General features: G+C 66.0%; 13 protein-coding genes. 5 read left to right on the top strand and 8 right to left on the bottom strand.

The window, feature by feature from the left end:
* Nucleotides 1-133: 133 nt before the first annotated feature.
* A complete protein-coding gene (locus HOP53_RS07905) occupies nucleotides 134-1,093 on the bottom strand; it encodes a sugar-binding transcriptional regulator (protein WP_234269509.1) in 960 nt (319 codons plus the stop codon).
* Between the two features lie 71 nt (nucleotides 1,094-1,164).
* Nucleotides 1,165-1,722 (bottom strand): NUDIX hydrolase, encoded by a 558-nt coding sequence (locus HOP53_RS07910; RefSeq protein WP_234269510.1) that lies wholly within the window; start codon nucleotides 1,720-1,722, stop codon nucleotides 1,165-1,167.
* A gap of 70 nt (nucleotides 1,723-1,792) precedes the next feature.
* Here HOP53_RS07910 and HOP53_RS07915 point away from each other — a divergent pair, with 70 nt between their 5' ends.
* The 4 genes from HOP53_RS07915 to HOP53_RS21650 are packed head-to-tail and all read left to right on the top strand — an operon-like array spanning nucleotide 1,793 to nucleotide 5,339.
* Nucleotides 1,793-2,437, top strand: a complete 645-nt coding sequence (locus HOP53_RS07915; RefSeq protein WP_234253023.1) for a CoA pyrophosphatase — start codon at nucleotides 1,793-1,795, stop codon at nucleotides 2,435-2,437.
* Between the two features lie 36 nt (nucleotides 2,438-2,473).
* Nucleotides 2,474-3,133, top strand: a complete 660-nt coding sequence (locus HOP53_RS07920; protein ID WP_234269511.1) for a 2OG-Fe(II) oxygenase — start codon at nucleotides 2,474-2,476, stop codon at nucleotides 3,131-3,133.
* On the top strand, nucleotides 3,133-4,710 hold the full coding sequence (locus tag HOP53_RS07925; RefSeq protein WP_234269512.1) for a PAS domain-containing sensor histidine kinase: 1,578 nt from the start codon (nucleotides 3,133-3,135) through the stop codon (nucleotides 4,708-4,710). The genes HOP53_RS07920 and HOP53_RS07925 overlap by 1 nt, the downstream gene beginning before the upstream one ends.
* The gene (locus tag HOP53_RS21650; protein ID WP_086511136.1) at nucleotides 4,707-5,339 is read left to right on the top strand and encodes a response regulator transcription factor; all 633 of its coding nucleotides are present in this window, start codon (nucleotides 4,707-4,709) and stop codon (nucleotides 5,337-5,339) included. The genes HOP53_RS07925 and HOP53_RS21650 overlap by 4 nt, the downstream gene beginning before the upstream one ends.
* A gap of 53 nt (nucleotides 5,340-5,392) precedes the next feature.
* Here the strand turns inward: HOP53_RS21650 and HOP53_RS07935 are convergent, their stop codons facing one another.
* The 3 genes from HOP53_RS07935 to HOP53_RS21565 form a co-directional block, all read right to left on the bottom strand.
* The gene (locus HOP53_RS07935) at nucleotides 5,393-7,093 is read right to left on the bottom strand and encodes a multicopper oxidase family protein (RefSeq protein WP_234269513.1); all 1,701 of its coding nucleotides are present in this window, start codon (nucleotides 7,091-7,093) and stop codon (nucleotides 5,393-5,395) included.
* Nucleotides 7,094-7,164: 71 nt separating this feature from the next.
* A complete protein-coding gene (locus HOP53_RS07940; RefSeq protein WP_234269514.1) occupies nucleotides 7,165-7,497 on the bottom strand; it encodes a hypothetical protein in 333 nt (110 codons plus the stop codon).
* Nucleotides 7,498-8,150: 653 nt separating this feature from the next.
* Nucleotides 8,151-8,555, bottom strand: a complete 405-nt coding sequence (locus HOP53_RS21565; RefSeq protein ID WP_267955219.1) for a hypothetical protein — start codon at nucleotides 8,553-8,555, stop codon at nucleotides 8,151-8,153.
* Between the two features lie 21 nt (nucleotides 8,556-8,576).
* Between HOP53_RS21565 and HOP53_RS07950 the strand changes: the two genes are divergently transcribed.
* Nucleotides 8,577-8,936, top strand: a complete 360-nt coding sequence (locus HOP53_RS07950; protein ID WP_234269719.1) for a c-type cytochrome — start codon at nucleotides 8,577-8,579, stop codon at nucleotides 8,934-8,936.
* A gap of 51 nt (nucleotides 8,937-8,987) precedes the next feature.
* Here the strand turns inward: HOP53_RS07950 and HOP53_RS07955 are convergent, their stop codons facing one another.
* The 3 genes from HOP53_RS07955 to lgt form a co-directional block, all read right to left on the bottom strand.
* Nucleotides 8,988-10,064, bottom strand: coding sequence for a L,D-transpeptidase family protein (locus HOP53_RS07955; protein WP_234269515.1), 1,077 nt, complete (start codon nucleotides 10,062-10,064; stop codon nucleotides 8,988-8,990).
* Nucleotides 10,065-10,176: 112 nt separating this feature from the next.
* Nucleotides 10,177-11,643 (bottom strand): cardiolipin synthase, encoded by a 1,467-nt coding sequence (gene cls / locus HOP53_RS07960; RefSeq protein ID WP_422677597.1) that lies wholly within the window; start codon nucleotides 11,641-11,643, stop codon nucleotides 10,177-10,179.
* Nucleotides 11,643-12,458, bottom strand: a complete 816-nt coding sequence (lgt, locus tag HOP53_RS07965) for a prolipoprotein diacylglyceryl transferase (RefSeq protein ID WP_234269517.1) — start codon at nucleotides 12,456-12,458, stop codon at nucleotides 11,643-11,645. Before lgt ends, cls begins: the two co-directional genes overlap by 1 nt.
* Between the last annotated feature and the right edge of the window lie 504 nt (nucleotides 12,459-12,962).

Raw genomic sequence — 12,962 nt, forward strand, 5'->3', positions numbered from 1 at the left:
CGGAAATTGTTGTTGGGTGCCGGGAGTCGCTGTTTTGATCATTTACTCATCTGACGATCAAATGATCGGACAGCACGCAGCAAAAGGCAAAGGCAAGGCCCTTAGACTTTAGGTTAAGCCAGGTCGAATCGGGTCAGGAAAGCCCTTCGCTTTCGAGGATGAAGCGTGCGGCACTCTCGTCGGTGATGAGCCCCTTGAGCCAGCCGCCGCGCAGCGCAGCGAGAATCGCCGGCCCCTTGTCGCGGCCACCGGCCAGCGCCACCAGGGTCTGATGGCGGAACATCTCCAGCGGCAGACTGGTGACGCGGCGAGTGATCGAGCATTCGATGACGGCGCCGTTGCGGTCGAGCGGCCAGCCGAGCAGCTCGCCCACGGCGTTGCGGCTGAGCAGTTCGTCGAGCTCGGCCTCGCTGATGAAGTGGTCCTGGAACAGGGTGGCCTGGCGGTCGATGCGGCCCACGCCGATGTAGGCCGCCTCGGCCTCCTTGGCGACCTCGACGATGGCCTGGAACAGGCGCTGGCCGAGCATCGCCGCCTTCTCCTCCACCGAACCGGCCACCACCGGCGCCGGCAGCAGGAAGCGCTCGCCGCCGGTCTTGTCGGCCAGCACCATCACCCCGTCGTAGCGGTTGGCGGAGCCGTCGCGGGCGACGTTGCCCACCAGCGAGACGAAGCGGTGCTGGGGACGCTCGATGCGGCTGAGCGCCTCCACCGTGGCGCGCACCGAGCGGCCCGTACCCAGCGAAAGGGTCAGCGGTTCGGAGCGCTCGATCAACCTCGCCAGGCGCTCCGCCCCGGCCACCGCCAGGTAGTGGGCGCTGCTCTCGGGAGCTTCCGGGTCGGCCGGCACCACATCGCAGAACTCGAGCCCGAAGCGCTTGAGGATGGCATCCGACATCACCATGCAGTTGGCCAGCGGGTGGTCGATATGCACCTTGACCAGCCCCTCCTGGCGCGCCAGGGCCAGCAGCCGCTGCACGCCGGGGCGCGACACCCCCAGTTGGCTGGCGATCTCGTCCTGGGTGCGCCCGCCCACGTAGGAGAGCCACGCCGCACGGGCCGCCTGGTCCAGCTTCAGCTCGAACTTGTCCACGTCACCCGTTCCTTGTCGTTTGCCCATCAGGCCGAACCCCAATCATGCAAAGCCCCTCAAGCGAAGCCTCGTCATGCAGAGCCAAAGTAGCGTTCGCGATCTTCGGCGGTGATGTCGCTGATGTGCAGGGGATAATGGCCATCGCCACGGTCGGCGTAGAAATGGCGCAGGGTGCGCTCGATGGTGGGGAAGGCCAGCTCGTCCCAGGGGATCTCGTGCTCTTCGAACAGGGCCACTTCGAGACTCTCCGGGCCGGCGGAAAAGCCGCCCGTGAGCTCGGCGCGGAACATCATGTAGACCTGGTTGATGTGCGGCAGGTTGATCAGGGTGTAGAGTCCATGAATATCGACCTCGGCACAGGCCTCTTCCCAGGTTTCGCGGGCCGCCGCCTGCACGGTGGTCTCGGCGTTCTCCATGAAGCCCGCCGGCAGGGTCCAGTAGCCCTTGCGCGGCGAGATGGCGCGGCGACAGAGCAGGATGCGCGAGCCGCTCACCGGCAGCGTGCCGGCCACGATGCGCGGGTTCTGGTAGTGGATCGAACCGCAGGCGTCGCACAAGTACCTGGGCCGATCGTCTCCTGCCGGAATCGCGAAACGCACGGTTTGGCCACAGTGGCTGCAGAAGTTCATGAGTCTCCCTGGCAGGCTTGACGTCGGCAAAGGCCCCCGGGTAGAAGGAATCAAACCCGACGGAAACCCCATGTTAGAGAAACTTCGCAAGCGCCTGCAAGCGCACGAGCCCCGCCATCTGCGCCTCGACATGCCGCGTGCCGCGGTACTCATGCCGATCGTCGAGCGCCCCGAACCGACGCTGCTGTTCACCCGCCGTGCAGGGCATCTCAATACGCACAGCGGCCAGGTGGCGTTTCCCGGCGGCAAGCGCGAGGAGGACGACCGCGACCTGCTGTTCACCGCGCTGCGTGAATCCCACGAGGAGATCGCCCTGCCGCCGGAGCGGGTCGAGCTGCTCGGCCGCCTGTCGGACGTGATTTCGCTGCACGGCATTCTGGTCACGCCCTATGTGGGGCTGATCCCGCCGGACCTGCCGCTCACGCCCGACCCCGCCGAGCTGGACGCCATCTTCGAGGTGCCGCTCGAGCTGTTCCTCGAGGACCGCCGTCACCATACCGACGTGATCCCGGTCGACGGACGCCCCCACTACGTGCCCAGCTACCACACCCAGGGCCAGGTGATCTGGGGGCTCTCGGCCATGATGCTGGTGGAGCTGCTGGCGGAGGGCTTCGAGCGTCCCATCAGCCTGTTCGATGAGCCGCCGCAGGGTCGGCTATGCTATTTTCCCGAACGTCTGCTGCGCAGTCCGGATACCGCCACGCGCCGCTCCTGATCCTGCTGCCCGCCTTCCTGGAGGTTCGTCGCATTCATGTCGCTGCTCACTCGCCCGGCCTTTGCGGCCAATGCCCTGCCTCAGTTGGTCGATGCCCTGGTCGAAAAGGGCTGGTTCGTCGGCGAGGGATTTCTCGACGCCGAGCTGTGCCATGAGTTGCATCGGGAGCTGATGGAAATGGCCGAGCGCGACGCCCTGGCTGCCGCCGGCATCGGCCGCGGCGACGAGCACCAGCTGCGTCGCGACATCCGCGGCGACGCCATCCGCTGGCTCGACCGTGAGAGCCTGGCCCAGCGCCGCTACCTCGAAGCCATGGGCGAGCTGCAGCGCGAACTGAATCAGGCGCTGTTCCTGGGGCTGTTCGAATACGAGGCGCACTTCGCCCACTACCCGCCCGGGGCCTTCTACAAGAAGCATCTGGACAGCTTTCGCGGACGCGCCAACCGGGTGGTCTCCACGGTGGGCTACCTCAACCCCGGCTGGCCGGCGGACGGCGGCGGGGAAATGGCGATCTTCGCCGCCGACGAACCGGAACGCGAAGTGGCCCGGGTACGCCCGGAAGCCGGCAACTTCGCCTGCTTTCTCGCCGAGACCGTGCCCCACGAGGTGCTGCCCACCCGCCTGCCGCGAGCCAGCATCGCCGGCTGGTTCCGGCGCAACGCCTCGCTCGGCGGCCTGGTCGACCCGGCGCGCTGATGGCCGACGAACGCGAGGCGCTGCGCGCCCGGCTGGCCGAACTCGAGGCCCACAAGGCCGCTCTCGAAGCGAGAGTCGCCGAGCTCGTCGAGGAGAAGCGCCACTATCGCTGGCTGGCGGAGAGCACCACCGACCTGATCTCGCGCCACGCCCGCGACGGCACCTTCCTCTACGCCTCCCAGGCCGCCCGCGACCTGCTCGGCTACGAGCCCGAGGAGCTGATCGGCGTCTCGGCCTACGACCTGTTCCACCCATCCGACCTCGCCGATCTGCTCAACAAGTCGCCACGGGTCTACTACCACGACGGCTTCTATCAGCAGACCTACCGCTTCCGCGCCAAGGACGGACACTACGTCTGGTTCGAGACCACCAGCCGCACCCGCCGCGACCCGGCCACCGGCGAGCTGATCGACGTGCTCTGCGTCTCCCGCGACGTGGGCCGGCGCATTCGCGCCGAGGCCAATCGCGAACGCCTGGCCCGGGTGGTGGAATCGACCACCGACTACGTGCTGTTCTGCGACGGCGAAGAGCGGCTGTTCTACTCCAACGAGGCGGCGCGACGCTTGCTGGGCTTGCCGCGCGAAGGGCTCGATGCCCGGCTCGAGCGGGCCTATACCCCGAGCTCGCTTGCCATCCTGCGAGAGATCGTGCTGCCCGCCGTGGCCCGCTACGGCTCCTGGAGCGGCGAGCTGGAGATGCCGGGCCCCAAGGGGCCGGTGCCGGTGCTCAGCGTGGTGCTGGCCCACCGCGGCCCCGGCGCCGAGCCCGACCACCTCTCGCTGCTCAATCGCGACATCGGCCTGCGCAAGGCCGCCGAGGCCCAGGCGCGACGCCATCAGGAACAGATCGCCCACGCCAACCGGCTGGCCACCACCGGAGAGCTCGCCTCCAACATCGCCCATGAGCTGAACCAGCCGCTGGGGGCCATTGCCAATTACGTCAGCGGCGCGCTGCTGCAACTGCGTGCCGATCCGAATCGCCCGGCCAGCGACCTCGCGCTGCCCCTCGAGCGGATCGACACCCAGGTGCAGCGACTGGCACAGCGGCTGCGCCACATTCGCACCTTCGTGCGCAAGGGACAGACCCGCCCGCGCCCGGTCGCGCTGTTCGAGGTGGTGGATGCCGCCTGCCGGCTGTGCGAGTGGCAGTACCAGCAGGCCGGAGTGAGCCTGACCCATGACCTGCCGGAAACGCTGCCCCGCGTGATGGCCGACCCCATCGCCCTGGAGCAGGTGCTGGTCAATCTGCTGCTCAACGCGCTGGAAGCGAGCCGCGAACGGCCTGCCGCCGTGCGGGTCGAGATCCGCGCACGACGCAGCGGCCGGCGCGAGGTGACCTTCAGCGTCAGCGACCAGGGTCCCGGCGTTACCGACGACGACGCTCAGGCCATCTTCGCACCGTTCCACTCCAGCCGTCCGGAGGGCCTCGGCATGGGCCTTGCCATCAGCCGCTCGCTGATGGAGGCCATGGGCGGCAGCCTGGCACTGACCGACGGTTCCGAGGGCGCCACCTTTACCGGTACACTGCTGGCCGAACCAAGCCCCATCCACAGCAAGCCGCCCCGGAGCCAGCCGTGACCGAGCCTACTCGTGCCCCCCGTATCGCCGTGGTCGACGACGACGAGGCACTGCGCGACTCGCTGGCCTGGCTGCTCGACTCCGTAGGTCTGGCCACGCGCGCCTTTGCCGACGGCGAGGCGTTTCTCGCCGCCGACCCCGCAAGCTTCGATGCGGTACTGCTCGACGTACGCATGCCCGGTCTCTCCGGCCTGCAGGTACAACAGCGCCTGCTGGAGCGTGGCGACAGCGCCCCGGTGATCTTCATGACCGGCCACGGCGACGTGCCCATGGCGGTGGCCGCCCTCAAGGCCGGCGCCTTCGACTTCATCGAGAAACCCTTCAACCAGCAGCAGCTGATCGACGCCGTGCAGCAGGCGCTCGCCGAGTATCGGCGCCAGCGCGCCGTGAGCGAGCGCATCGACACCCTGCGCGCGCGCTACGACGCCCTGCGCCCCAAGGAGCGCCAAATCCTGGTGCTGGTGGCCGAGGGCCTGACCAGCCGCGAGATCGCCGAGCGCCTCGACGTCAGCGCCAAGACGGTGGAGATCTACCGCCTGCGGGGCATGAAGGCGCTGGGTGCCGGCAACCTGGCCGAGCTGGTGCGCTTCTGCGTGGCGCTGGGGCTGGTGGAGCCTTTGCCGAAGTAAGAACGGCCGCTCTGGGGCGCCCCGCGCTCGCGTGACGCCAGGAAGCGAGCGGCTCAGCTCACGCGGATCGTCGCCATCATGCCGAGCTCCTCGTGCTCGATGATGTGACAATGGAACAGCCAGTCGCCGGGTTCACGGAACACCATTCGCAGCTTCAGACGCTGATAAGGCGCCAGATTGACGGTGTCTTTCCAGGCCAGCCAAGGCGCTTGCTGCCATTCGCCTTCGGCATCGCGGGTGGCGATCACCTGGAAATGGGTACCGTGCACATGGAAGGGATGATCCATGTGGGAGTTGTTGAAGACCTCCCACTCCTCCACCTCGCCCACCTTGCCTTCGAACAGAATCTCATCCATGGCGAAGGCACGACCGTTGATCAGGAAATCCACCTCGGGGCGCTCAGCCGCTTGGTCCATTGCATGATCAGCCCCATGGCCAGGACCGTGGGTACCATGATGACTGCCGCTGCCATGGCCGGCATGCGGATCGCCATGGCCGGCATGCGGATCGCCATGGCCGGCATGCGGATCGCCGTGGCCGGCATGCGGATCGCCGTGGCCGGCATGCGGGTCGCCGTGGCCGGCATGCGGGTCGCCGTGGCCGGCACCGTGATCGTCATGGCCCGGCATCACTTCGGTCAGTTCCACCCGGCGTTGCACTGCCGGTTCACCCAACGGCTCGACACGGCCCAGGCGCTCGGGCAGTGCGATGGGAGCTTGAACCGCCGAGTCGAGCGTGTGAATCGCCAGCAGCGGTGCCACGTCGTCCAGATGGGGCGGCCTGTCGCCCATCCAGCCACGCTCGTAGGGGTGGCTGGCCAATTGGAAGTGTCCCTCGGCCCGCTCGCTGACCCGCACCAGCAGGTCGGCCCGCTCGCCCGGAGTGAGCAGCAGTTCCTCCAGCGGCTGCGGCCGCTCGATCGGCCCGCCGTCGGTGCCGATCAGGATCAACTCGTGATCATCCAGACGCAGGCGCAGATAGCGTCCGGCACAGGCATTGATCAGCCGCAGGCGCAAGGTAGAGCCCGGCGCCACATCGAGCCGCGGTTCGCGCTGGCCGTTGACCAGCAGCAGCTCGCCCTCGCGGCCGTTCATCCAGTCCTCGGCGGTATGGGGCGCGACCTCGCCATTCGCCCTCAGGCGCAGGTCGCTGATCACCAGCAGGTGCTCCTCGACCCCGGCAGGCAGTGCATCCTCGGCAGGGCGAACCAGCAGCGCTCCCGCCAGGCCATGCGCCACCTGCCTGGCCGTGCCCTCGTGAGGGTGGGGGTGGAACCAGTGCAGGCCCGCACTCCCGCTGGGGAAGACGTAGCGGTACTGGCGCGACTCACCCGGCGCCACGGCGTCCCAGGGAGCGCCATCGTGCGCCTGCGGTACCGGCACGCCGTGCCAGTGCAAGGTGGTCTCCTGCTCCAGCTCGTTGATCAGGGTGATATCCAGCTCATCGCCCTCTCTCACCTCGATCAGTGGCGCCACCTTGCCGTTGTAGAGCCAGAGCCTGGCCTCGAGCTCATCGCTCAGGGGCACGCTGTGGGGGGCCGGGGTCAGCACGCTGCGAAAACGGCCGGCGGATTCGCTCAGGTTGACGATACGCGGCAGCGGCTGCAGCGGCTGGCCGCCCTTCGGCAAGGCAGCCAGGCTGGCAGGCGGTACCCCATGGGGGTGCTGGCGAGACAGGGCGTAACCCATGGTGCCAGCCGTCGACAGCAACAGCGCGCCCAGCGCCGAGTAGCCCAGAAATTCACGACGTTTCATTGACTTGTCCTCGAGACATGTACGCTCTCACCGCGAATCGATCGTCCGCGGCGCCATCAGGGGAAAGAGGTTCAGACCCGAGGAGGGCGTTCGATGGGATCCGGCGGTCCGAAAGGACCGTCGGGAACGGCATCGAACAAGATCAATGAAGACGCCAAGGCGCGACCGTCCGACGACATCACGACGGTTCCGCACTGCAGGCAGGGTAGGCAGCAGGGAGACGCTGCGGAGGAATGCGGCTCATCCGGATCGGTCATTTCCCAGGCCAGCGGCTGCTCCTGGGCTATCAGGCTATCCAGGCAGGAAGCATCGCCATGGTGCCCACCGGCAACCACGGGTGGCACGATGACCAACATCAGGGCCAGCGACAGGCTCAGTAGCCAGTGCCAGGAGAATCGACGCATGGAGGTAGGGACGTATGAGCCAGTGGTAACCGGAGTATTTCATGCTCGGGAGAGGGGGAGCAACCTGAGTCCTGCCCATACCTTGCCTGAAAGATTCTTGCGTTCGGGGAGGTCGGCTGACCGAGATCAGGAAATGGTGACTTTTCGCGGCTTGCGAGCCGGCGGCGCTTGTCTGCCTTTCTTCACATCGCGATGATGAACGGGTAGCTCTTCATCGGATACCAGCCGCTCATGCGCAGAATACTGCTTGTCCTGGTCAGCCTGTGCCTGGTCCTGTCGCTGTCGGCAGGCTCAACGGCACTTGCCAGCGTGGACGCTGTGCGCGATGCCGCCCATGGCCAGCATGAGGCAGCCCGAGACGAGCACCCCGCCTGCGGCCAGACGGCCCACACCGATGTGACCGAGTGCCAGGTCAGCTGCCTGAGCAGCAGCCACTGCATGAGTGGGGCCATGCCGCTCACTGCGACCCTGAGCTCGCCTGCCCTGGCGACGCGGCCCCCTTGCCATACCGGGGTCCGGCCCACTCCTCCCTGCTTCATGGATGAGCGACCTCCCAGAACCGCCTGATTTGCCGCTAACGACCCGGCGCGCCAGCGCCATTGACCTCGTATGCTGTCTATCAGGAGCCCACCATGGCGACCCTTCTCACCTATTCAGCCCCCTTGCTGTCGGGCAAGCCCGCCATGCCAGGAACAACCGCCCGAGCCGCCGTACTCATGGCCGGCATGCTGCTGGCCGGCACGCAGAGTTTCGCGCATGACGAGCCGGCACATACGCATGCCGCTCCGACGAGTGTGAGCCATGCGGCGCATAACCATGACCATGACCATGACCATGACCATGACCATGACCATGACCAACAGGAGCATGGCAGCGAGGCGACCCACGATCACGGTCATCAGCACGATCACGGCCATGTCCACCAGGGTCACGACCACGCAGGCAGCGCGGCGAAGCACGACCCTGCTCATGGCCATGCTCATCGCACCCACGACGACGAGCACGCGGAAGCGGCTCATGATGCGCACGATCATGACCACGCACATGACCACGCGCATGAGCATGCTCACGATCGGGCCATGCCGGAGGCATGGGCAGCCCGTGAGAACCCCCTGCCGCTGAGCACCGAAGCCCTTGCCCGCGGTGAGCAGGTTTACCAGCAGTACTGCTCCGCCTGCCATGGCCCGCTGGGCCAAGGCGATGGCCTGGCGCCTGCCGTCGCCTACTTCGATCCCAGCCCCACCAACCTGGCGCTGCACGGGCCCGCCCATGGCGCCGCGGAATATGCCTGGATCATCAGCGAGGGCAATGCCGAGAGCGCCATGCCGCGCTTCGACACCAAGCTGAGCGAGAAGGAAATCTGGTCCGTAGTGCACTACATTCGCCATGGCCTGGCAGATGAGCAGGACGAGCAGTACGCCCAGGCCCATCAGCACTGAAAACGAATCGGGCGCCCAAGGGCGCCCGATTCGTTCATGGCTAGATCAAGGCTAGACCGCCAGCTCTCGCCAGAGCAGGCTCTCTTCTTCTTCCTCAGGCTCCGGTTCCGGCTCCGGAGCGGGCGTGAGGGCAATGACCTCACCGCTGGGGTTCTCGAGTAGCTCACGCAGCATTTCGTAGTTCAGGGCCGTGGCCGGCTCGTCGTCGTCACGCTGCAGCATGGCCAGCGTTTCCATCAGGTTGGCCATGCCGGTTTCCTGCTCGCCCAGCGCCTCGTAGACCTGCACGTAGGGCGTGTCGCCGTCCCAACCCGCCTTGATCGGCTGGTTGATCAGATGCACCTGCATGCCGACCGGCACACGGTCGAAGATCGACTCGATGTCTTCGGGGAACATGCGAACGCAGCCACGGCTGGCGCGCATGCCGACCCCGTCGGGCTGGTTGGTGCCGTGAATCAGATAACCGGGGATGTCGAGCAGGATGGCGTGCCTGCCCAGCGGGTTGTCCGGCCCCGGCGGCACCACCGCGGGCGCCGTCTCGCCGCGAGCGGCCGCCTCCTCACGCACCGAGCGCGGCGGGTACCAGGCCGGGTCCTTGAGCCGCATGGTGGTCTTGGTGATGCCCAAGGGCGTATCGAAGCCTTCGCGACCGATACCGATGGGATAGGTCTCGACTCGCGGTGTCTCACCTTCTCTCGTCGGCGGGTAGTAATAGAGCCTGAGCTCGGCCACGTTGATCACGATGCCTTTGCGCTCCACCGGGGGCAGGATGAAGCGGCCGGGAATCAGCACTTCAGTGCCCTCACCCGGCATCCACACGCTGACATCGGGGTTGGCACGGCGGATCTCTTCGTAGCCAACGTTGTTGGCGCGGGCTATGTCGATCAGCGTCTCGTCCTGACGCGCCTCGACGACGTAATCCTTACCGATGACATCGCCCCGCTCGGGCAGGGGGTAGTGTCCCTTGGGCCACTCCTCCTCTGTCGCATTACCGTTTTCCGCCGCATCTTCCTCGGCCCAGCTCATCCCGGCCAGCAGAAAGGTGGCCAATATGCCCAGGCCAAGGGACAGCCAGGTCTGGCGTCGCAAGGTCCAGTTGCACTCACGTACCACAGCATACAGATTCATAGCGTTGCCTCTTGCCTGTCTAACCTTAGGAAACTAATAAAAAATGCCCCTATCATAACGATCCTCTGCAAAAGTCGACACCTCACGGGCTTCGGCTTCTCCATGCGCCGGCTCAAAGTACGGGGGCAAAGAGATAGGCGCCCCGCCCCGCCACACGATGCCAAAGCGGCCGGTCGAGTAGGTCCTCAACCGTCATCTGGCGCGACCTGGCAAAGTCCCGTTCGAACATCGCCTCCACATCGCTGGCAAACTCCCCATCCATGATCAGCGCCGTCACCTCGAAGTTGAGGCGGAAGGAGCGGTTGTCGAGGTTGACGGTGCCCACGGCAGCCCAGGCGTCGTCCACCAGAAACGCCTTGCCATGCAGAAAGCCCTCCTGATAGCGATGAATTTCGACCCCGGCGTCGATCAGCGGCCCCAGAAAGGCGTAGGCCGCGTAGAAGGTCAGCAGATTGTCCGGTCGTTCAGGAATCAGAATCCTGACATCGATGCCGTTCAACGCCGCCAGCTTGAGCATGCCCTGCACCCCCTCGTCGGGCACGAAATAAGGGCTCGAGATCCAGATCCGCTCGCGCGCGGAATGGATCGCTTGCTGGATCATCAGGCTGGCGGTCTCGAAGCGATCCGCCGGGCCGGTGGGCAGAATCAGCGCCGGCACCCCATTGACCGAAGGCACGGACGGCTCCCAGGGCAGGTCGGGAACCTCCTCGGTGGCCCAGTGCCAGTCCTCGATGAAGACGAGCTGCAAAGCCAGCGCCGCCGGCCCTTCCAGCTTGAGATGGGTGTCGCGCCAAGGGCCAAGATCCTCATGCCCTTGCAGATATTCATTGCCGATGTTGAAGCCGCCGACCCAGGCCCTCGCGCCATCGGCCACCACGATCTTGCGATGATTGCGAAAGTTGAGCTGAAAGCGATTGCCCGGGCCACGTGTGGAGTGGAATCGGTGCACGTTCACCCCGGCGTCGCGCAGCGCCTGCAGATAGGCGTTCGGCAGCTTGTAGCTACCGATCTCGTCATACAGGAAATAGACCTCGACACCTTCGCTGGCCCTGGCGATGAGGCGCTGCTGAAGCTCACGCCCAAGGTCGTCGTCACGCACGATGTAGAACTGCACCAGCAGGTAACGCTCTGCGGCTTCGATGCCGGCAAAGATGCTGGCGAAGGTTTCCTCACCATCGATCAGCAGGGTGGCGTCATTACCGCCCAGGTAAGGCAGCTTGGCCAGTTGCTCCACGCCGGCCAAATGACGATGCTCCTGCGGCCACGAGACCCCATGCGCCCTCAGTTCGCCCAGCTTGTCCGCCAGGGCTCGGGCCAGCTCGGAATCCTCGTCACGCCGCGAGGTGACATAGCCTTCGAACGTGTTGCGCCCGAAGATCCAGTAGGTCGGCACCGCGACGTAGGGAATGGTGTTGAGCGAGACGATCCAGGCGATTGCCCCCTGGGACGTGCGACTCGACATCAGCGCTTCCACCGACGAAAACAACCCCACCACATGCGCTATCAGCATGAAAATAGCCAACTTGCCCCAGGAGCGACGCCCCCGGGGCCGTGCACGCTTCGTCAACCAGGCAACCATCAACTCGCCTCTTGCGCGGAAGTCGACGCCGCGACTTGCTCATCGCGCTCCTGGCGCCGCGACCATGCGATAAGCGCTGCGCCGGCAGCGATCATCGGCAGGGTCAGCAGCATACCCATGGTCACCCAGCCGAAGGCGATGAAACCGATATGGGCGTCGGGCAGGCGCACGAACTCCACGGCGAAGCGGAAGACGCCATAGAGCAGCAGGAACAGCCCTGACACCAAGCCTCTGCGCCGGGGGCGGCTCGAAATCCACCACAGCACCACGAACAGCACCACCCCCTCGAGGGCAAACTCGTAGAGCGCCGAAGGGTGGCGCGGCTCCGGCCCCAGGTGCGGGAACGGCATGGCCCAGGGCAGATCGCTGACACGTCCCGGCAGTTCATGGTTGATGAAGTTGCCGATGCGCCCGGCGCCCAGGCCTATCGGTACCAGCGGTGCGATAAAATCGGTCAATTGGAAGAAAGTGAGATTCTTCTTGCGTGCGAAGAGCAGCGCCGCCAGCAGCACGCCGATCAGGCCGCCATGAAAACTCATTCCCCCATCCCAGAGCCGGAAGGCCCACAGCGGGTTGGCCAGGAACTGCTCCATACCGTAGAACAGCACATAACCCAGGCGTCCTCCGGCCACCACGCCAATGGCGGCGTAGAACAGCAGATCGCCAATATCGTCATGAGTGAGCCCCAGGCGATGGGCGCGAGGACGCCCCAGCAGCCAGGCGGCGACGAAGCCCACCACGTACATCAACCCATACCAGTGGATCTGCAGCGGCCCGATGGCGATGGCCACCGGATCGATATCGGGATAGTTCATCTCGCTTGTGCTCCTTGCAGGCACATGGCTGGAGCCATCGCACCTGCGGCGAATTGAGTGTGAATGCCGCTGAGCATCGACATTCCGAATCCAATGCCGGGCACAGCGACACCGCTGTGCGGGCAAGCATCATTCAGAAAGGGGCAGGCGCTACGCCCGCGGAGGACGCTCCGGTCGCTCGCGAGGGGCGTGGAGAAGCGTCGTGTCGACGGGCCGACGAGGCTCGAGTGAGCGAGGGGCCACTGAGGCAAGCGCTAGGCCGGCACTGGAGCAAACCGGTGTTGCACTGGTACAGGCGGGTTGTTCGCCCCCCTGGGCTTGGCCGTTGTCGGCCTCGAACACGAGGCCAGCGTCCAGAGACGAAGAGGTGCCCGTCTGGCAATCCGCGTCAGCGTACTTCCAGTCGCCCAGGGCCACCTGCGGCAGGGTAAGCACGATGCCGAAGAGGAGACAGAGCAGCCAGGCGAAGGGGCGAGAACGCATCGAAATGGATCAACCGAGTGT

This window comes from Billgrantia ethanolica (assembly GCF_021404305.1).
In the GTDB taxonomy this organism is placed as follows: domain Bacteria; phylum Pseudomonadota; class Gammaproteobacteria; order Pseudomonadales; family Halomonadaceae; genus Halomonas; species Halomonas ethanolica.

Bases quoted from the DNA above. Each gene is read 5' to 3' on its own strand.
- HOP53_RS07950 (WP_234269719.1), top strand. From the start codon at position 8,577: ATGCCGGAGGCATGGGCAGCCCGTGAGAACCCCCTGCCGCTGAGCACC.
- HOP53_RS07935 (WP_234269513.1), bottom strand. From the start codon at position 7,093: ATGAAACGTCGTGAATTTCTGGGCTACTCGGCGCTGGGCGCGCTGTTG.
- HOP53_RS07915 (WP_234253023.1), top strand. From the start codon at position 1,793: ATGTTAGAGAAACTTCGCAAGCGCCTGCAAGCGCACGAGCCCCGCCAT.
- cls (WP_422677597.1), bottom strand. From the start codon at position 11,643: ATGGTTGCCTGGTTGACGAAGCGTGCACGGCCCCGGGGGCGTCGCTCC.
- HOP53_RS07955 (WP_234269515.1), bottom strand. From the start codon at position 10,064: ATGAATCTGTATGCTGTGGTACGTGAGTGCAACTGGACCTTGCGACGC.
- HOP53_RS07910 (WP_234269510.1), bottom strand. From the start codon at position 1,722: ATGAACTTCTGCAGCCACTGTGGCCAAACCGTGCGTTTCGCGATTCCG.
- HOP53_RS07925 (WP_234269512.1), top strand. From the start codon at position 3,133: ATGGCCGACGAACGCGAGGCGCTGCGCGCCCGGCTGGCCGAACTCGAG.
- HOP53_RS21565 (WP_267955219.1), bottom strand. From the start codon at position 8,555: ATGCGCGTGGTCATGTGCGTGGTCATGATCGTGCGCATCATGAGCCGC.
- HOP53_RS07920 (WP_234269511.1), top strand. From the start codon at position 2,474: ATGTCGCTGCTCACTCGCCCGGCCTTTGCGGCCAATGCCCTGCCTCAG.
- HOP53_RS07940 (WP_234269514.1), bottom strand. From the start codon at position 7,497: ATGCGTCGATTCTCCTGGCACTGGCTACTGAGCCTGTCGCTGGCCCTG.
- lgt (WP_234269517.1), bottom strand. From the start codon at position 12,458: ATGAACTATCCCGATATCGATCCGGTGGCCATCGCCATCGGGCCGCTG.